Origin of the sequence: Phenylobacterium sp. (assembly GCF_041916435.1) — a bacterium.
GTDB lineage: Bacteria > Pseudomonadota > Alphaproteobacteria > Caulobacterales > Caulobacteraceae > Phenylobacterium.
In genome coordinates this window covers 82,127-100,545 of sequence record NZ_JAYRZM010000002.1, presented here as the reverse complement: position 1 = coordinate 100,545, position 18,419 = coordinate 82,127, and the positions used below count along the sequence as shown (strand labels likewise).

14 protein-coding genes are annotated in these 18,419 nt (G+C 68.6%); 9 read left to right on the top strand and 5 right to left on the bottom strand.

All coding sequences use genetic code 11. From position 1 onward, the window contains the following. Position 1: 1 nt before the first annotated feature. Both ACE3TA_RS05425 and ACE3TA_RS05420 read right to left on the bottom strand, forming a co-directional pair. On the bottom strand, positions 2-940 hold the full coding sequence (locus ACE3TA_RS05425) for a type II CAAX prenyl endopeptidase Rce1 family protein (RefSeq protein WP_374571313.1): 939 nt from the start codon (positions 938-940) through the stop codon (positions 2-4). Between the two features lie 122 nt (positions 941-1,062). Then, positions 1,063-1,917: a M55 family metallopeptidase gene (locus ACE3TA_RS05420; protein WP_374572388.1), complete on the bottom strand. Its 855-nt coding sequence runs from the start codon at positions 1,915-1,917 to the stop codon at positions 1,063-1,065. 43 nt (positions 1,918-1,960) lie between these two features. On the opposite strand from ACE3TA_RS05420, the gene ACE3TA_RS05415 reads away from it, so the two are divergent. The 4 genes from ACE3TA_RS05415 (at position 1,961) to ACE3TA_RS05400 (ending at position 5,699) form a co-directional block, all read left to right on the top strand. Continuing rightward, positions 1,961-2,335 (top strand): nuclear transport factor 2 family protein, encoded by a 375-nt coding sequence (locus tag ACE3TA_RS05415; RefSeq protein WP_374571310.1) that lies wholly within the window; start codon positions 1,961-1,963, stop codon positions 2,333-2,335. Further along, the gene (locus ACE3TA_RS05410; RefSeq protein WP_374571308.1) at positions 2,316-3,032 is read left to right on the top strand and encodes a TetR/AcrR family transcriptional regulator; all 717 of its coding nucleotides are present in this window, start codon (positions 2,316-2,318) and stop codon (positions 3,030-3,032) included. The genes ACE3TA_RS05415 and ACE3TA_RS05410 overlap by 20 nt, the downstream gene beginning before the upstream one ends. Before the next feature lie 115 nt (positions 3,033-3,147). Next, positions 3,148-4,491 carry an aspartate aminotransferase family protein gene (locus ACE3TA_RS05405; RefSeq protein ID WP_374571306.1) on the top strand — a complete coding sequence of 448 codons (1,344 nt, stop codon included), beginning with the start codon at positions 3,148-3,150 and terminating at the stop codon, positions 4,489-4,491. Positions 4,492-4,493: 2 nt separating this feature from the next. After that, on the top strand, positions 4,494-5,699 hold the full coding sequence (locus ACE3TA_RS05400; RefSeq protein WP_374571303.1) for a serine hydrolase domain-containing protein: 1,206 nt from the start codon (positions 4,494-4,496) through the stop codon (positions 5,697-5,699). Between the two features lie 347 nt (positions 5,700-6,046). Here the strand turns inward: ACE3TA_RS05400 and ACE3TA_RS05395 are convergent, their stop codons facing one another. Next, positions 6,047-6,769, bottom strand: a complete 723-nt coding sequence (locus ACE3TA_RS05395; RefSeq protein ID WP_374571301.1) for a TetR/AcrR family transcriptional regulator — start codon at positions 6,767-6,769, stop codon at positions 6,047-6,049. A 279-nt stretch (positions 6,770-7,048) separates the two neighbouring features. Between ACE3TA_RS05395 and ACE3TA_RS05390 the strand changes: the two genes are divergently transcribed. From ACE3TA_RS05390 to ACE3TA_RS05375, 4 genes are read left to right on the top strand one after another with little or no spacing between them, the layout of a single operon-like run. Continuing rightward, positions 7,049-8,530 carry an efflux transporter outer membrane subunit gene (locus tag ACE3TA_RS05390; RefSeq protein ID WP_374571299.1) on the top strand — a complete coding sequence of 494 codons (1,482 nt, stop codon included), beginning with the start codon at positions 7,049-7,051 and terminating at the stop codon, positions 8,528-8,530. Beyond that, positions 8,527-9,597: an HlyD family secretion protein gene (locus ACE3TA_RS05385; RefSeq protein WP_374571297.1), complete on the top strand. Its 1,071-nt coding sequence runs from the start codon at positions 8,527-8,529 to the stop codon at positions 9,595-9,597. Before ACE3TA_RS05390 ends, ACE3TA_RS05385 begins: the two co-directional genes overlap by 4 nt. Beyond that, positions 9,594-12,344: a ribosome-associated ATPase/putative transporter RbbA gene (gene rbbA / locus ACE3TA_RS05380; protein ID WP_374571295.1), complete on the top strand. Its 2,751-nt coding sequence runs from the start codon at positions 9,594-9,596 to the stop codon at positions 12,342-12,344. Before ACE3TA_RS05385 ends, rbbA begins: the two co-directional genes overlap by 4 nt. Positions 12,345-12,347: 3 nt before the next feature. Further along, positions 12,348-13,475 carry an ABC transporter permease gene (locus ACE3TA_RS05375; protein WP_374571293.1) on the top strand — a complete coding sequence of 376 codons (1,128 nt, stop codon included), beginning with the start codon at positions 12,348-12,350 and terminating at the stop codon, positions 13,473-13,475. Positions 13,476-13,508: 33 nt separating this feature from the next. On the opposite strand, the gene ACE3TA_RS05370 is transcribed toward ACE3TA_RS05375, so the two are convergent. After that, a complete protein-coding gene (locus ACE3TA_RS05370) occupies positions 13,509-14,933 on the bottom strand; it encodes an amidase (protein ID WP_374571291.1) in 1,425 nt (474 codons plus the stop codon). Between the two features lie 236 nt (positions 14,934-15,169). On the opposite strand from ACE3TA_RS05370, the gene ACE3TA_RS05365 reads away from it, so the two are divergent. Next, positions 15,170-16,171, top strand: a complete 1,002-nt coding sequence (locus tag ACE3TA_RS05365; RefSeq protein WP_374571289.1) for a helix-turn-helix transcriptional regulator — start codon at positions 15,170-15,172, stop codon at positions 16,169-16,171. 28 nt (positions 16,172-16,199) lie between these two features. On the opposite strand, the gene ACE3TA_RS05360 is transcribed toward ACE3TA_RS05365, so the two are convergent. Next, on the bottom strand, positions 16,200-18,413 hold the full coding sequence (locus ACE3TA_RS05360; RefSeq protein WP_374571287.1) for a TonB-dependent receptor: 2,214 nt from the start codon (positions 18,411-18,413) through the stop codon (positions 16,200-16,202). Positions 18,414-18,419 lie beyond the last annotated feature (6 nt).

Below are 18,419 nucleotides of genomic sequence, written 5' to 3'. Positions count from 1 at the left end.
ATCAGGCCCGGGACGCCGCGCCCGGCGCCCGGCCCATGCGCCGATGCGCGAAGATCGCGATCAGGATCGCCAGCACGATCAGGATCATGGAGCGCGGATCGAAGAGGCCGAAGGTCGCCGTCACGGTGTCGCCGGCCGCCTTCGACCACACGTTGGAGCCGCCATGCACGAACACCGCCGGCCAGATGCTGCCGCCGGACTGGTTCACGCAGAACACCGCGACGACCGACAGGGCGACGCAGAGCGCCATGAAGGTCGCCTGGCCGACGAGGAAGCTTCCCAGTTGCGCGCCGCCCAGGATAGTCAGCGCCTCGCGCGGCAGGTGCCAGGCCCAGTGCATCACTCCGAGCAGCAGGGCGGCGGCGAGCGGCGAGCGCATCGAGTCCTGCAGGTTGGGCCATTCGAAGCCGCGCCAGCCGGTCTCCTCCAGCGTGCCGCCCTCGTCGACGAACAGGCCGATCAGCGCGCCGAACACGACGCCGACGCCGAAGCCGCGCAGCCGATGCAGCGCATCGACCCCCGGGCCGGAAATCCAGTCGTAGGCGAACAGGCCGAAGGCGTAGACCGCCAGCAGGATGAGGTAGAGCCTGATCGCGCGGCCCGGCGCGCCTTCGGGGCCGATCGGCCGCAGGCGGCTGAGAAGCCGCTTGAGCCCTCCCCCCGCGCCGGCCGACGCCAGCAGCAGCGCCGAGATCGTCGGGGCGGCGGCGAACACGAACACCGTGATCAGCAGCGGCTTCTTGGCGGCTTCGACGCCGATGGTCAGGATGTTGGCGTAGCCCGGAGAGGCCAGGATGTGCTGGACCATCTCGCCCATCACCCCCGCCGACGGCGGATCGAGGGCGAAGGCCGCCGCGCCCACGGCCACCGTCAGGCTGGCGATCAGGAACGAGAGCAGGAAATGGGCGGCGACCGGCCGGCGGCGCGCAAAGGCAAGCATGGCGTCAGTCTCCCCTGGTCCTCGTCCGGCCGGCTCTGTCTTCGAGCTTGGCGGAACCGCGCCCCGCGCACAACAAAAAAATAAACCAATTATGTTTATGTGATGTCGCGCTCAGCGATCGGTCAGAGCGGGATCGCCCCGGTCGGGGAATAGAGCATCGCCGCCGCCGTCAGCCGCATGACGTCGGCCAGGGACGGCAGGACCGCGCGCGCGACATACGGCCCGGCCGGCTCGACGCCGGGCAGCCAGGACAGCATCTCGGCGGCGACCCGGCTGGTCATCTCCAGCTCGAATTCGTAGGGCCCCTCGAGCCGGAACGGCGCCGGAGCCGGCGCGCCCAGCGCCTCGCGGGCCGCCGCGCCGATCGCCTCGCGGGATTCGGCGGGGGTGAGCCCTGCGACGGCGCGCCAGCCGATCGCCGACTTGACGACACAGGTCTTCGCCATGGGCGAGTAGCGCTGCGCGTCGGCCGCCGTCTCGGCGTCGCCGCAGACCAGGGACACCGGCACGCCGAACTCCCCGGCCAGGGCGGCGTTCAGATAGCCCTCCGAACAGCTCACGCCGTTCAGCCTCAGGTCGCGGAAGGCGCCGCCGTGGTAGCTGTGCGCCAGCACGCCCCCCTCGCCCATCGAGCCGTTGTGGTAGCCGACGAAGAAGCACTGCTCCACGCCCTCGGCCTCGACCCCCTGCATCTGCAAGAGGGGACGCGGCCAGGACCGGATCAGCCGGACCCGCGCCGGCAGCGCGTCCGGCAGGATATTGTGCGCATTGCCGTGACCGTCGGACACCAGCACTTCGTCGTAGCCGGCGTTCAGCGCGGCCTCGGCCGCAGCCACCACCTCGCCGGTCATCCATTGGCGCGCTGCGGCCCATTCCCAGCGATCCGGCGCCAGAGCGTGCTGGCTCGCCACCCCAGCGCAACCTTCGATGTCGGCGGAAATCAGCAGTCTGCGCACGGTGGACAGCTCCGGGAACACGTGCAATTAGATAATCATATTATGTTTTGTTCGTGAAGCGCGCTTGCAGCAGTCCCCCGAAGAGATCATCGACGCCCAGGTGCGCGCCTACGAGCGTGGCGACCTGGAAGCCTTCCTGGACTTCTACGAGCCGGACTGCGTCTGCACGGAGCTGCCGGCGGGCCGGGTGCTGGCGGCGGGACACGGACAGATCGCCGACGTCTGGGGCAAGGTGTTCGCCGGCGGCCCCCGCCAGGTCGCCATCCCAAGCCGCATCGTCGAGGGCCGTTTCGTCACCGACCTGGAAGAGGTGCTGGTCGTCCGCACGGGCCGTCGCCTTCGGGGGGTGACGATCTATCATACCGGGCCCCGGCGAATCCGCGCCGTCTGGTTCCTGGTCGCACCGGGCCAACTCGCCGATGCGGACGAAGCATACTAGAGTGAAACAGCGTTCCGCGATCGCGCACAGGAGAGGCACATTGGCAGGCAGGGCCAAGGCGGCGAAACACGAGGCGGTCGGCGAGACGAGCGGCGACAAAGGCGAACGCACGCGTAAACTGATAAAGAAGGCGATCTCAAAGCTCGCGACCAAGAAAGACGTCGCCGAGATCAGCCTGGCCGACATCTGCAAAGCCGCGAACCTGACCACTGGCGCGCTGTATTTTCACTTCAAGGGCAAGGACGAAGCCATTGAGGAGATGATCATCGACGAGGTCTGGTCGATCTACACCACCTACAAGCAGGCCACCGAGGGGTGTGATTTCGACGAGGCGATCGGCATCATCCTCGACATCTCCACGCGACTGCACATCGCCAACAAGAAGCTGCCGCGGGCGATCCAGGTCGTCATCAACACCCGGCCCAAGGCCTACGCCGCGTGGATCGAGGCCCGCAGCCCGCTGATCGGCCAGCTCGAAGGCGCGATCGCCGACGCGCGGCGCGAGAAGGGGCTTCCCGTCGATCCCGCGCCCTATCTGGCGCACTTCATCCTCAATTCGGTCGAGGATCTGGCCCTCGACGTCTACCAGTGGAACAACCCCACCCTCGCGCCCTTCGCCCGCACGCCGGACGATTGGAGCAGCCGCCAGCGCGCCCTATGGTCCTGGGCGATCCTGGCGCCCTTCCCGCAGACCTGACGCGCGACGGGCGGCGGCTCGAATTCACCGGCGCAGGCATTGAAACATATTCTGTTTATATTATTGTCGTCGCAACATGAGGCGACGGCCCCGGCTGTCGGCAAGAGGGCCAACGATGTATCCAGATGAAAAGTCGCGCTCGGCCGCGCTGTTCGCCAGGGCCCAGGCGGTCCTGCCGGGGGGCAATTCACGCCACTCGCTGGCGTTCGCGCCCTACCCGATCTACGCCGCGGCGGGCGAAGGCTGCATGGTCACCGACGTCGACGGCGCGTCCTACATCGACTGCATCAACAACATGTCGGCCAACATCCACGGCCATCGCCATCCGGCGGTGATGGAGGCCGCGACGCGCCAGATGGAGAAGCTGGTCTCGGTGGGATTGCCGACCGAGGCGGAGGTGACGCTCGCCGAGCTGATGGTCGCCCGGGTCGATTCCGTCGAATCCATCCGCTTCGCCAACTCCGGCACCGAGGCGCTGATGTTCGCCGTCCGGGCGGCGCGCGCCTTCACCGGCCGAGACCTCGTGGCCAAGATCGAGGGCGGCTATCACGGCTCCTATGACGCGCTCGACGTCTCCAACAAGCCGCCCGCCGGGGCGTGGGGCGAATTGGACGCACCGGCCACGGTGCGGGAGAGCGCCGGCTTGACCGCCGGCTCCGTGGCCGACACCCTCGTCCTGCCGGTCAACCGGGTCGAGGCCACCCGGGCGCTGATCGAGCGCCACGGCGATCGGCTCGCCGCGATCGTGCTCGATCCGCTGGTGTCGCGGATGGGGTTCCTGCCGTTGACCGCGGCCTATCTGGCGATGGTGCGCGAGGAGACGGCCCGGCGCGGCATCGTGCTGATCATGGACGAGGTGTTTTCGTTCCGCCTCGGCCCGCAGGGCGCTCAGGGCGCGGTGGGCGTGCGCCCGGACCTGTCGACGTTCGGCAAGATCATCGGCGGCGGCTTCCCGATCGGCGCCGTCGGCGGCCGCGCGGACATCATGGACGTCTTCAATCACCTGCCGAAGGGCAAGCCCAGGGTCGAGCACTCGGGCACCTTCAATGCGAATCCCGTGTCGATGGCGGCCGGCGCCGCGGCGCTGAAACTGCTCGACGAGGCCGCCTTCGCCCGCCTCGAACGGCTGGGCGACCAGCTTCGCGACGGCCTGCGCGGCATCCTGAAGGAGCTCTCCATGCCGGGCCAGGCGCCGGGCCAGGGATCGCTCCTGGCGCTTCTGCTGCACGACCGTCCGGTGAGCGACTACCGCAGCTTCGTGGAGACGATGACGACCACCGGCGCGGCGCGCGAGATGGCGGCCTTCCATCGGGCGATGGTGAACCGGGGCGTGCTGCCAGTGTTTCCGGCCGCGTTCATCCTGTCGACGGCGATGTCCGAAGCCGTCGTCGACCGGATCCTGACGGCGGCGCGCGAGAGCCTGCGCGACGTGCGCGACCAGCAGACCGCGGCGGCCTGACCATGGCGGCGAGGCGGCAGGACGGACTGACGCGCCGCGCGCTCGTCGCGGCCCTGCCCGTGGTCGGCGCGCTCGCCGGGCCGGCGCGGGCCCTGGCGGCCGATGCGCGCGCCGAACGCGTCCGCGGCGCGGCCCTGGACTTCGCCAGGCAAATGCAGGCCACCGGCCGCACGCCGGGCGTCTCGGCCGCGGTCGTTCTGCCGGACGGCGGCCTCGTCACAGCCACCGCCGGCTGGGCCGATCCCCAACGGCGCCTGCCCATGACGCCCTCGACCCGGCTGATGTCGGGATCGACCGGCAAGAGTTTCTGCGCGGCGACGGCCATGGCGCTGGTCCAGGCCGGCAAGCTCGGCCTGGACGCCAAGCTCGCCCCGCTGTTTCGCGACGAGCCCTGGTTCGAGCGGCTGCCCAACGCGCCCGCCCTGACCCTGCGAATGCTGCTGGAGCACCGTGCGGGCTTTCCCCAGTTCCTGGACGAATTCGGCTTCCAGGCGGCGTTCCTGCGCGACTCCCTGCTCGGCCGCGACACCGGCTATTCCCCGCGCAAGATGCTGTCCTTCATCCTGGACAAGCCGCCGCTGACACCGCCGAACGGCGCGCATCACTATTCGGACCTGCACTACCATGTCGTCGGCCTGGCCATCGAGAAGGTGACGGGCGAGGGCTACTACGCCGCGCTGCGCCGGCTGGTGCTGTCGCGCCTGGGCGGCCACGACGTTCTTCCCGCAAACGCCAAGGCGATCCCGAACCTGGCCGCCGGCTACGCCCAGGGCGACCTGATCGCCGCGCTGGACGGCGAGACGGGCCGCTCGCTCGACGACCACGGCGTCCTGCGCAAGAACCCCTCGCTCGAGTACACTGGCGGCGGCTTGGCGCTGACGCCGCGCGCCCTGGCGATGTTCTACTGGAAGCTCGCCCACGGCCTGATCGTCGCGCCGGCCACGTTCGACGAAATGGTCAACTCGTCCGTCAAACTGCCCGCGCCGCCCGGGGTGGACAGCCGCTACGGCCTTGGACTGTTCGTGACGCGGCGCGAGGGCTTCGGCCGCTACATCAGCCACTCCGGCTACTATCCCGGCTACACGTCCAACGGCGCCTGCTATCTCGATCACGGCGTCGCCGCGGCGGTGCAGTTCAACACCGATCATGGCCCGGACGTGTACGAGGCGCTGCGCAGCTTGAGCGGAGCCGTGCTCAAGGCGCTCTAGGCTGACGCCTGACCTGCAGGCGGATGCCCCGGACTCCAATCCCGACAAGCTGAGGTCGCCCGCGATATGACGCCGCGCGCCGCATCCCACTAGGCTGAGACAATTCGCCGTCGGACCGCCCGCACCGCCAGCGACGCCTCACGCCGGCTCAGAACGAGTTCAAGTCCAACCTAAGATCGGCGCGAGCCGCCTGCATGCACGTCCGACTGAGCGAGAGTCGGACGCGACTCGAGCCGACCTCACGAGGGCGGCCAACGCGCCATCAGCCGACTTCGCCTTCGGACGGCGGCTTTCGCCGCCGGGCGCGAAGCATCTCTTGAACGCGCGGCGCTCCGGGGCTCGGCCCATCACCCGGGCGACGCCGGCGCCGCATGATCGCCGTTCTCCAGCGGTCTGGCGTCGTGGTCGGCCAGGAACGGCAGGGCCCGCGCGAGAAAATCGATGGTGCGCTTGATGTGCTCGGCCTTGGCGCGCGGCGTGTTTTCGAGGTCGCGGCGGACGAGGATGCGGACCCGCGGCGCGGTGACGAGCATGTCGAAGATCAGCGATGCCAGGAACGGCAGGTCGTCGCCCTCCACCTCCCCGGCGTCTTCGAGAATGGATCGGATGACGTCGGCGCCCGACTGCTCCCCGATGATGGACTCCGTTTCGCCCGGCTCCGGCTCGTGCATCGTCAGCCAGCGGACGAGCGCCTCCAGGCCGATGGCCTCGGGTTTCAACGCCGCATCCAGGAACTTCGTCCCGACTTGAAGCAGCCTGTCCCTCGTCGACCCGCCGGGGATATCGGAGCCGATCGGGCTCATCTGGCGGGCGACGCCCTGCTGGACGGTGGCGATGAGCAGCGACCGCTTCGATCCGAACCTGTCGTAGAGGGTGCGCTTCGAGACTTTGGCGGCGGCGGCGATCGCCTCCATGCTCGTGTCTTCGACGCCCCCGACGACAAACTGTTCGAATGCGACATCGAGGATGTGGATCCTCAGCTTCGCGGCGATCTCGCGTGACGGCCTGCCGCCCTTCGGATTGCGGGCGGGAAGCCGCCGCCGGCGGTCTCCAAGTGATCGGATCGGCATCATAAATCCATCTTTAGACATTCCCGCCCCGGCGCGCATCGCCCCCCGCTTGATCGGCTTTCGCCGCGATGATAACGACACCGCTGAGTGTAGCTATCGCGTTTTGGCGAGACCGTCGCCCTCCGAGGGGATTCGATCCATGAGCCGCCCCGTCGATCAGGTTGTCGTCCTGGCCGAGGGGGCGAACGCCGCCTGAAACCGAACTGGAGCGGGCGCCGGCCTCCGTGGCGGACGGAGGCGCGGGCGCTGTCGGTCGAACGCAGAAGAGACATAGCGGGCATGGCCACCTACCGGATTGAAGGGTTCGCCCGTAGACCGCGTGCGGCGGCCTATGCGTCCGTCATCTTGGCCCCGCTCCTTTGCGCATGCTCGTTCGCGCTGCCCTACGCGCCTCCGCAGCCGTCGGTTCCGCAGCAGTATGAGCCCGCCGCAAGCGACGCCGCGTCGATCGCCAGGATCGGCTGGCGGGACTTCTTTCAGGACGCCCAGCTCCGCGCGCTGATCGAGACGGCGCTCGCCAACAACCAGGACATCAAGATCGCCTCCGCCCGCGTGGCGGAGGCCCGCGCCGCCTGGCGCGTGGAGGGCGCCGCGCTCTACCCGGAGCTGGGCGCCGTCGGATCGGCGACACGGTCCCGCACGCTGGCCACCCTGCCCGGCCTCGGCGCGCTGAGTTACGACATCAAGGAGGTGACCCTCCAGGCCAGCGCGCAATGGGAGATCGACTTCTGGGGGCGGCTGCGCAATCTCAAGGCCGCCGCCCGCGACCAGTATCTCGCCAGCGAGGAAGCCCGTCGCGCGGTGGCGATCGAGCTGATCGCCCAGGTCGCCAACGGCTATCTGCTCGAGCGGGAATACGAGGAACGCGAGGCGCTCGCCCGCAAGACGATCGCGACGCGGGAGGAGGCGTTGCGGATCATGCGGCGCCGCTACGAGGTCGGGTCCGGCTCGAAGCTCGAGATGACCCAGGCGCAGATGCTGCTCGGCCAGGCGCAGACTGCGCTTCACGCGCTCGACCTGGACCGGCAGGTGAACCGCAACGCGCTGACGCTGCTCGTCGGCCAGCCGGTGAAGATCGCTCCCAGCGAGCTCGGCCTCGTCGAAGCCGCCTCCCCGATGGCCCTGCCCGCCGGCCTTCCATCGGAATTGCTGGTCAACCGGCCCGACATCGTCGCGGCGGAATACAACCTGCGCGCCGCCGATGCGAACATCGGCGCGGCGCGGGCGGCCTTCTTCCCGTCAATCAGCCTGACCGGGGCCTACGGCGGCGCCAGCACCGATCTCGACCATCTCTTCGCGAACGGCAGCGAGGCCTGGAGTTTCAGCCCGACGATCAAGCTGCCGCTGTTCAACGCCGGGCGCCTCGCGGCCAATCTCGACATCGCCAAGGCGCGCCAGGTGCGGGCCGTCGCCCAATATGAGCAGACCGTGCAGACCGCGTTCCGCGACGTCTCGGATGCGCTCGTGCGCCGGCGCCAGCTCGGCCTTCAGGTCGAGACCACGCGAATGGTCCTCGAGGCGGCCAACGAGCGCGCCCGGCTCGCCCAACTGCGTTTCGACAACGGGCGCTCCGCCTACCTGGAGGTGCTCGACGCCCAGCGAGACCTCTTCGACACGGAGCAGGCGCTGGTGCAATTGCGCCGCGCGCAACTGGCGAGCGGCGTGGCGCTCTACGCGGCGCTGGGCGGCGGCTTCGCCGACGCGACGCCCTTCGTCATCAACACAACCAACGCCCAGCCGGCCGGAGCAGATCCGCGATGAACATGCCCAAGCGGAAATGGATCGTTCGCGGAGCCGTCGCGGCGGCGATCGGCGCGGGCGCCCTGCTGCTCTGGCAGGCGCTGAAGCCGGCCGCCCTTCCCGCGGGGATCGTCCAGGGCAATGGCCGGATCGAAGCCGTCGAGATCGACGTGTCGGCCAAGTCCCCGGGGCGCGTCCGCGACATCCTAGTCGACGAAGGCGACTTCGTGAAGGCCGGCCAGGTGGTGGCGCACATGGACGTCGACGCCCTCGTCGCCCAGAAGGCCGAAGCCGAAGCCCAGCTCGCCCAGGCCCTGAACGCGATCCAGATCGCGCAGAGCCAGGTCGCCCAGCAACAGAGCAACCGGGCCGCCTCGGTGGCCGTCGTCCGGCAACGCGAGGCCGAGCTCGACGCCGCGCGCAAGCGGCTTGCGCGGTCGACGACCCTGGCCCGCGAGGGCGCGACCGCGATGCAGGAACGCGACGACGACGAGGCGCAGGTCGAAGGCGCCGCCGCCGCGGTGGAGGCCGCCCGCGCGCAGATGGCCGCGGTGGAGTCGGCGATCACCACCGCCGGCAACCAGGTGATCGGCGCGCGCTCGAATGTCGATGCGGTGCGCGCCACCATCCAGCGCATCCAGGTCGACATCGCGGACGGCGACCTCAAGGCGCCGACGGCGGGCCGGGTGCAATACCGCGTCGCCCAGCCCGGCGAAGTGGTCGCCGGCGGAGGACGCATCCTCAACCTCGTCAATCTGGGCGAGTCCTACATCACCTTCTTCCTGCCCGAGACGGTGGCGGGCAGGGTCGCGCTCGGAACCGACGTCCGGATCGTGCTCGACGCCGCGCCGGACTACGTGATCCCGGCCAAGGTGACCTTCATCGCCGATGTCGCGCAGTTCACGCCCAAGACGGTGGAGACCGCGAGCGAGCGGCAGAAGCTGATGTTCCGCGTCAAGGCGCGGATCGATCCGGCGCTGCTGCAGAAACACATCTCCCGGGTGAAGACCGGACTGCCCGGCGTGGCCTATGTGCGGGTCGACGCCAGGACCGCTTGGCCGGCCAAGCTGGCCGTCAACGTGCAATGACCGCCGAGACCGCCGCAGCGCCCGCCGCCCGCCTGGCCGGCGTTCGCCTGCGCTACGGCAAGACGCTGGCGCTGGACGGGATCGACCTGGAGATTCCGTCGGGCAGGATGGTGGCGCTGATCGGCCCGGACGGCGTCGGCAAGTCCAGCCTCTTTTCGCTTATCGCCGGCGCGCGCGCGCTCCAAGAGGGACGGATCGAGGTGCTGGGCGGTGACATCGCCGATCGCGGGCACCGTGACCGGGTGTGCCCGCGCATCGCCTACATGCCCCAGGGCCTGGGGAAAAATCTCTACCCGACCCTGTCGATCGAGGAGAACCTGGAGTTCTTCGGCCGGCTGTTCGGCCAGGACGCGGCCGAGCGCGAGCGGCGGATCGCGGAGCTGACCGAGAGCACCGGGCTCGCCCCCTTCCGCAAGCGCCCCGTCGGCAAGCTGTCCGGCGGCATGAAGCAGAAGCTGGGTCTGTGCTGCGCCTTGATCCACGATCCGGACTTCCTGCTGCTCGACGAGCCGACGACCGGCGTCGATCCCTTGTCGCGCGCCCAGTTCTGGGACCTGATCGACCGTATCCGCGCCGCTCGCCCGCAGATGAGCGTGCTCGTGGCCACCGCCTACATGGAGGAAGCCCAGCGCTTCGACTGGCTGGTCGCGATGGACGCCGGCAAGGTGCTGGCCACCGGCGCGCCCGCCGAGTTCTTCGAGCGCACCGGCGAGCCGACCCTGGAGCGCGCCTTCGTCGCCTTGCTTCCGGAGGACCGGCGGCGCGGCCATAAGCCCGTCACCGTCCCGCCCCGCGGCGATCGCGCCGACGCCCAGATCGCGATCGAGGCCAAGGGCCTCACCATGTCGTTCGGCGACTTCGTGGCCGTCGACCATGTCGACTTCCGCATCGAGCGCGGCGAGATCTTCGGATTCCTCGGCTCGAACGGCTGCGGCAAGTCGACGACGATGAAGATGCTGACCGGGCTGCTCAAGCCCAGCGAAGGGCAAGCTTTGCTGTTCGGTCGCAAGGTCGAGGACTACGGGATCGAGACGCGCCGGCGCGTCGGCTACATGTCGCAGGCCTTCTCGCTCTATTCCGAGCTGACCGTCCGGCAGAACCTGGAACTCCACGCCCGCCTCTTCCATGTGCCGGACGCCGAGGTCCCGGCGCGCGTCCAGGAAATGGCCGGCCGTTTCGATCTGACGGGCATCATGGATGCGCTGCCCGACGCGCTGCCGCTCGGCCAGCGCCAGCGCCTCAGCCTCGCCGTCGCCATGATCCACAAGCCGGAGATGTTGATCCTGGACGAGCCGACCTCGGGCGTGGACCCGATCGCGCGCGACCAGTTCTGGCAAATGATGATCGACCTGTCGCGCAACGACAAGGTGACGATCTTCATCTCCACCCACTTCATGAACGAGGCCGAGCGTTGCGACCGCATCTCGCTGATGCACGCCGGCAAGGTGCTGGTCAGCGACACCCCCGAGCGCATCGTCAGCCAGCGGGGCGCGCCCAACCTCGAGGCGGCCTTCATCGACTGTCTGAAGGAGGCCACGAGCCAGGAAGAGGACCCGCCCTCCCCCGCGAGCGCCGGCGCGCCGGGCGAGGTCGCCGATCCGGCGCCGTCAAGACCGCCGCTGTTCAGTCTGCGCAGGATGATGAGCTACGCCCGCCGCGAGGCGCTGGAACTCCAGCGGGATCCGATCCGGGCCACCATGGCGCTGCTCGGCAGCGTCATCCTCATGCTGATCATGGCCTATGGCATCAGCATGGACGTCAAGGACCTCCCCTTCGCCGTGCTCGACCGCGACGGCACGACGATGAGCGAGAACTACGCCCTGAACCTCGCCGGCTCGCGCTACTTCGTCGAACGGCCGCAGATCACCGACTACGCCCAGCTCGACCGCCGGATGCGTTCGGGCGAGCTCAGTCTCGCCATCGAGATTCCACCGCATTTCGCGCGCGACGTTCGGCGCGGCGTGCCGGTCCAGATCGGCGTGTGGATCGACGGAGCCATGCCCAGCCGCGCGGAGACGGTGCAGGGCTACGTGCAGGCCATGCACGCCCAGTGGCTGAGCGAGATGGCGGTCCAGGAACTTGGGGAGCGCCCGTCGGCCGGCGTCGTCAACGTCGAGCTGCGCTATCGCTACAATCCGAACGTGGAGAGCCTGGTCTCGATCGCGCCGGCGGTCATTCCGATCCTCCTGCTGATGTTCCCGGCGATCCTGACCGCCCTGAGCGTCGTGCGGGAAAAGGAGCTGGGTTCGATCATCAACTTCTATGTGACGCCGATCAGGCCCCTGGAGTTCCTGCTCGGCAAGCAGCTCCCTTACGTGGTGCTCGCGCTCGTCAACTATGCGCTCCTGGTCCTGCTGGCGGTCACCCTCTTCAGGACGCCCATCACCGGGAATTTCTTCGTCATGACGCTGGGAACGACGCTCTACGTCCTGTCGTCGACGGCGATGGGCCTGCTCTTTTCGATCTTCATGCGCAGCCAGATCGCCGCCCTGTTCGCGACGTCCATCGGCACGATCATGCCCGCCGTCCAGTTCGGCGGCCTGATCAACCCCGTCTCCTCGCTGGAAGGCGCCGGCAGGATCATCGGCATGGTCTTTCCCACCGCGCCGTTCATCACGATCTGCCGCGGCGTCTTTTCCAAGGGGTTGGGCTTCTCGGACCTGCGCGGTGAGCTGCTCGTCCTGGCGGCGACCTTCCCGATCCTCCTCACCATCTGCACCCTGCTGCTGCGCAAACAGGACCGCTGAGCCATGGACGGCCGCCTCCGCAACATCTTCCGACTGGGCGTCAAGGAGCTGCGCAGCCTGTGGCGCGATCCGATGATGATGGTCCTGATCGTCTTCGCCTTCTCGATCAACATCTACACCGCGGCGACGGGCGTTCCCGAGACGCTGCACAACGCGCCGATCGCGATCATCGACGAAGACCATTCGTCCTTGTCCGAGCGGATCGTCGAATCCTTCTATCCGCCCTACTTCACCCGGCCGGCGCTGATCGGGCTCAGTGAAGTCGACAAGGGGCTGGACGCCGGACGCTTCACGTTCGCGCTCGACATACCGCCCGATTTCCAGCGCGACGTCCTGGCGGGCCGCCAGCCGTCGGTGCAGCTCAACATCGACGCGACCCGCATGAGCCAGGCCTTCACCGGCGGCGGCTACATCCAGCAAATCGTCCAGGGCGCGTCGGCCGAGTTCGTGCAGGGCGCCCGCGCCGACACGGCCCAACCCGTGGATCTCGCGCTGCGCGCCCGCTTCAACCCGACGCTGGCGCAAAGCTGGTTCGCGTCGCTGATGGAGATCATCAACAACGTGACCATGCTCTCGATCGTGCTGACCGGCGCGGCCCTGATCCGCGAGCGCGAGCACGGCACGATCGAACACCTGCTGGTGATGCCGGTCACGCCGTTCGAGATCATGGCGAGCAAGGTGTGGGCGATGGGGCTCGTCGTGCTCGCCGCCTGCGCCCTCTCGCTGACCTTCATCGTGCGCGGCGCGCTGCACGTGCCGATCGAGGGGTCGGTGGCCCTGTTCCTCGCCGGCGCCGCGCTGCACCTGTTCGCGACGACCTCGATGGGCATCTTCATGGCCACGATCGCCCGTTCGATGCCGCAGTTCGGCCTCTTGCTGATGCTGGTGCTGCTGCCGCTGCAGATGCTGTCGGGCGGCATGACCCCGCAAGAAAGCATGCCCCGGATCGTGCAGCTGATCATGCTCGCCGCGCCCACCACCCACTTCGTGAAGATGGGACAGGCCATCCTCTACCGTGGCGCGGGCTTCGACGTCGTCTGGCCCCAGTTCCTGGCGATCGCCGCGATCGGCGCGCTGCTCTTCTCCGTCTCGCTGGCCCGCTTCCGGCGGTCTGTCGGCGCCATGGCCTGATCGGCGCACGCCTCGTCGAACTCCAGGAGACCGCTAGGCGTGCACCGGCGGCAGGCGCGACGCCCACGGGCGCGCCGCCTCGAGCTGCGACGCCAGGCGGATCAACATGGCCTCTTCTCCGCGCCTGGCGATCGCCTGCACGCCGATGGGCAGTCCCTCGGCGCTCCATCCGGCGGGCAGCGAAATCGAAGGCAGGCCCGAGACGTTCACCGGCGCGGTGAAGGACATCAGGTGGAACAGCCGGCTGACGTGGGCCTCGAAGTCCGCCGAGCCCTGGTCGGGATCGCCCACCGCCGTCGGCAAGCCGGGGACCGTCGGCGTCAGGACGATGTCGTAGGGGTGGCAGGCGATGCAGAGATCGCGGCCGATGCGTCGCATGGCTTCGATGTCCGCGGCGTGCGCCGCCCCGCCTATCCCCTTGGCCAGATCGCGGAACCCCCAGGTGGTCGACCGCAGCTCGTCGCGGCGCGCGACGCGGCCGAACAGGGCCTCGGCGCCGGCGATCCCCATTTCGGTCAGCACGGCGATGATGCGCAGATAGACCTGCCGGAACTCCATCCCCGCCAGGTCGACCGCGACCTCCTCGACATCGTGGCCCAGGTCCTGGAGAAGCCGCGCCGTCGCCTCGACCGCCTGGCGCACCTGGGGGTCGACGCCGATGGCGGCGATGGCGTCCATCGCCACGCCGACGCGCAGCCGCCCGGGATCGACCCCGACCTCCTCCAGCAACGGCCGCGCGGGCGAGGGATATTCATACGGCTCGCCGGGAAGACCGCCCCAGATGATGTCGGCGTAGGCCGCCGTGTCGCGCACGCTGATCGACACGCATCCCTCGGTAATCCCGCCGTACCAGAGATCGATGACGTCAGGGGCGAAGCTCACCCGGCCCCGCGAGGTCTTCAGCCCGACGAGGCCGCAATAGGAGGCCGGCACGCGGATGGAGCCGCCCCCGTCCGTCGCGTGAGCCAGCGGCAGGACGCGGGCGGCCACCGCCGCTCCGGAACCGCCGCTGGAGCCCCCGGGGGTGCGGCTGAGATCCCACGGATTGCGGCACGAGCCGACGAGATCGTTGGTGCTTTCCAGGCTCAGCCCCAGCTCGGGCGTCGTCGTCGTGCCGATGATGATCAGTCCGGCGGCCTTGAGGCGCTGGACGATGAGGCTGTCATGGTCGGGGACGTAGTCGTTGAGGAACACCGAGCCGGACTTGCACGGCACCCCGGCGCAGCTCAGGGCGATGTCCTTCATGAGCAGGGGCACGCCCGCCAGGATGCTGTTGCCGCCGCGCCCGACCTCCCGGCGGCCATGGTCGTAGGCCTTGGACATCATGAAGTTGAGCGTCGGATTGAGGTCTTCGATCCTGCCGACGAAGAGCTCGACCAGTTCGCCGGGCGTGACCTCACGCTTGCGGACGAGTTCCGCCAAACCGATCGCATCGCAATTCAAGGATTCGCCCTGCATGATCGCTCCTGAGCCATCTCCGCCGATGTTCGCGGACGGCCACAGGGCGCGGCGGCGCCGAGGCTGTGTTCGTCCTGACCTCGACATGTTGACGCCGAAGCGCTCGGGCGCGTCTTTTGAGCAAAGCATGCCCATATTTGCCTGACGCACTTTCGAGACCGGGCCAGGCGGCGCCGCTTCCCGCGATCCGTCATAGTGTGCGCTTTGCTGCGATACAGGGACGGAGCTTGGGGGCCGTGAAGCCATTCCAATGGGGGCGCTTTTCCGATTTCGTCGACGCGGGTCTGGTGGACGACGCGCATGTCTCGGTGGTCTGCGGCCGCGCGGCGGAGTTCGCCTCCATGTGCTGGGAGGACGGCGCGGGCGAAGGCGCCATCGAATATCTCTACACGCCCGATCTGCGGGTCATCGTCGCCGACTTCGCGATCGCCGAGGCCAAGACCTATGAGATCGTCGACGGCGAGCTCGTGCGCTTCCACTTCGGCCTCGACGTTTCGATCGAAACCTCCCTGGACGGCGTGGCGCTGAGCGCCATGAACGACAATCCCGCCGGGCTTCTCAAGGCCCCGACGGGACGACAGCTCGTCGAGACCATCCCGAGCGGGAGGCGCCAGACCTTCGTGACGATCGGCTGTCGCCTGGGCTGGGTCGAGGAGCTCTTCGGCGGCGCGCTGGAAGAGCGCGGCAAGTCGATCATCCGGCTGGCCGCGGACGTCGACCTCCACCACTCGCTGAACCTGCGCCCGACCCTTCGCAAGGCGGTGCTGGAGATGTTCGCCCGCCGGCCGCGCGGGGCGCTGCGCGCGGCGTTGGTGGCGGCCAAGTCGCAGGAGATGATCGCCCTGGCGCTGAACGACATGTTCGGGCCGGACGAGGAAGCCGCCGCGCCGATCCGCCTGACCTCGCGCGACGTGGCGGCCGTGCACGCCGCCCGACAGATCCTGGAGGAGACGTTCGCGCGCCCGCTCACCATTCGCGCCCTTGGGCTGCGCGTGGGGATCAACCGCACGAAGCTGTTCTACGGCTTCAAGCAGCTCTACGGCATGGGCGTGGCCGAGTTTCTGAACGACCTGCGCATGGAACACGGCCTGCGCCTGCTGCAGGACACGGACATGCCGATCTCGGACATCGCCGCCGAGCTCGGCTACGAGCATCAATGCAACTTCTCGACCCGGTTCCGCGCCCGGCACGGGTGCTCGCCCAGCGCCTTTCGCGCGCGCCGGCTGGCCAGCGCCTGAGCGCGGCGCCCCGGCGCCGGGGCGGTCCCTAGTAGCGCGCCGTCAAGGTCACTCCATAGGTCCGCGGCTCGCCGTAGGCCGTGGTCTGCAGGACGCCCGCGGACGAGCGGTCGTCGCTGTAGACGATGTAGCGGTCGTCGGTGGCGTTCTTCGCCCACAGGAACACGTCCCATCGGTCCGCGCGCAGTCCCAGGCGCAAGTCCAGCAAGGTGTGGGAGTCGCTCTTGAAGCGCGGCGAATTGGTCGCCTCGAAGAAGACGTCGGAGCGGTAGGTCACGTCCGCGCGGGCCACGATCTCGCCAAGCCCGATCGGATAGTCGTATTCGGCGCCGACGCGCCCGGTCACCTTCGGCGCGCCGACCAGCCTGTTGCCGGAGCAATCGGTGGAGCCGCCGCCAAGCGAGGCCGGCACGCCGCAATCCTTGTAGCGCGTGTACTTGGCGTCGATGTAGCCGGCCGAACCGTCGAGCTGCAGGCCGGACAGCGGCAGGGCCGTGAACTCGACCTCGACGCCGTTGATCTTCGCCTGGCCGGCGTTGTTCAGGGTCACGCCGGCGCCCAGAAGCTGGGAGACCTGCAGGTCGTCGTAGTTCGTCGTGAACATGCCGACATTGAGCCGCAGGCGCCGGGAGAACAGGTCCGACTTGACGCCCGCCTCATAGGTCGTCGCGCTCTCGGGCCCGGCCGAAAGGCCCTGCGCCGAATTGGCGAGATCGACGTTGAAGGCCGCGCTCTTGAAGCCCCTGGCGGCCCGCGCATAGACCATGACTTGCGGCGTGAACCGGTAGGAGACCGACAGCGTCGGCGACAGGTCCTCGTCGGAGGTCTCGTCCTGATAGGTGACGTCCGGCAAGCCGATCGAGGTGAAGACGCCCGTCGGATCCGCCTGGAGGAAATCGACCGACTTCTCCTCGTGCGTATAGCGCAGGCCCAGGGAGGCCGAGACCTGGCTGGAGAACGCGTAGTCGACATTGGCGAACGCGGCGTAGCTCTTGGTCTGCACCCGTCCGAGCTGGTTCAGCGCCGGATCGCCGAGCGGCACGCCCAGCAGGTCGTCGCCGATCTGCAGCGAGCGGTCGGTCTTGGAGCGCTGGTCGGCGTAGTAGAGGCCGACCAGATAGTTCACCTTGTCGCCCCAGTCGCCGGCGAGGCGCAGTTCCTGGGACACGAAGCTGGTCTTGTCGATGAACCGGTCGAGCGAGAGATAGTCGACCTGGTTCTGGTCGTCGTCCAGGAGCCCGCCGTACGACGAGCGGCGCGCCGCCGTGATCGAGGTGAGCCTGCCAAACGAAAAATCGTGGTTGTAGGTGAGCGAGAGCCCGTAATTGTGCCGCCGCAGCGTGTCGGGCAGGTTGTTGTCGATGGTGAGCGGGGTGTGCTCCTCGACGAGCGCATTTCCGCTCGCGCCCGCTAGGTCGGTGACCTGGAAGTAGGCCGGATGGCTGTTGTCCAACAGCTCGTCGGCCGAGATGACGAGTTCATCCTGGCTGGTCGGCGTGAAGTAGAGTTCGCCGCGCAGGGTGCGCAGGTTCTGGTCGTCGGCGTCCTGTCCGCCGGACAGATGGCGATAAACGCCGTCGCGCGTCACGTAGCCCACCGCCAGCTTGGCCGCCAGGACGTCGTTCACGGGTCCCATGACATAGGCCTGCACCCGGCGAAGATTGTAGTTGCCGGCCTCGAGCCGCGCCTCGCCTTCGACGTGATCGCCAGGCGACAAGGTGGTGATGTTGAACACCCCCGCGATGGTGTTCTTGCCGAACAGGGCGCCCTGAGGACCGCGCAGCACCTCCACGCGATCGACGTCGATCAGTTCCTGATTGTAGCTTTCCGGCCGTCCCAGATAGACGCCGTCGACATAGAACCCGACGCTGGATTCGACGCCGATGTTGCGCACCAGGGTGGCGATGCCGCGGATGCCGATCTGTCCCTGGATGACGCCGGCGACGCCGCCGCTGAAGGAGACGTTGGGCACAGAGGCGATCACGCCGCCGAAGTCGTTTATCCCGGCGGCCTCCAATTGATGCGAGGTGACCGCGCTGACCGAGACCGGCGTGTCCTGGAGCTTTTCCGCGCGCTTGCGGGCGGTGATGACGATTTCCTCGATTTCGTCGCCGGCGCCGGAGGTCGCGGCCGGCGCGTCGGCGCGCTCCTGGGCCATCGCGTTACTTGACGACAGAGCCGCGGCCAGTCCCGCGCCGGCGAGCAACACCGCGCGAAAGCTCTTCAAATGGCGAACCTGCATGCTCCG

What these genes read in the sequence shown, in the direction of transcription:
- ACE3TA_RS05425 (WP_374571313.1), bottom strand. Translation starts at nt 940, where the DNA reads ATGCTTGCCTTTGCGCGCCGCCGGCCGGTCGCCGCCCATTTCCTGCTC.
- ACE3TA_RS05410 (WP_374571308.1), top strand. Translation starts at nt 2,316, where the DNA reads ATGCGGACGAAGCATACTAGAGTGAAACAGCGTTCCGCGATCGCGCAC.
- ACE3TA_RS05405 (WP_374571306.1), top strand. Translation starts at nt 3,148, where the DNA reads ATGTATCCAGATGAAAAGTCGCGCTCGGCCGCGCTGTTCGCCAGGGCC.
- ACE3TA_RS05400 (WP_374571303.1), top strand. Translation starts at nt 4,494, where the DNA reads ATGGCGGCGAGGCGGCAGGACGGACTGACGCGCCGCGCGCTCGTCGCG.
- ACE3TA_RS05395 (WP_374571301.1), bottom strand. Translation starts at nt 6,769, where the DNA reads ATGCCGATCCGATCACTTGGAGACCGCCGGCGGCGGCTTCCCGCCCGC.
- ACE3TA_RS05390 (WP_374571299.1), top strand. Translation starts at nt 7,049, where the DNA reads ATGGCCACCTACCGGATTGAAGGGTTCGCCCGTAGACCGCGTGCGGCG.
- ACE3TA_RS05385 (WP_374571297.1), top strand. Translation starts at nt 8,527, where the DNA reads ATGAACATGCCCAAGCGGAAATGGATCGTTCGCGGAGCCGTCGCGGCG.
- rbbA (WP_374571295.1), top strand. Translation starts at nt 9,594, where the DNA reads ATGACCGCCGAGACCGCCGCAGCGCCCGCCGCCCGCCTGGCCGGCGTT.
- ACE3TA_RS05375 (WP_374571293.1), top strand. Translation starts at nt 12,348, where the DNA reads ATGGACGGCCGCCTCCGCAACATCTTCCGACTGGGCGTCAAGGAGCTG.
- ACE3TA_RS05370 (WP_374571291.1), bottom strand. Translation starts at nt 14,933, where the DNA reads ATGCAGGGCGAATCCTTGAATTGCGATGCGATCGGTTTGGCGGAACTC.
- ACE3TA_RS05360 (WP_374571287.1), bottom strand. Translation starts at nt 18,413, where the DNA reads ATGCAGGTTCGCCATTTGAAGAGCTTTCGCGCGGTGTTGCTCGCCGGC.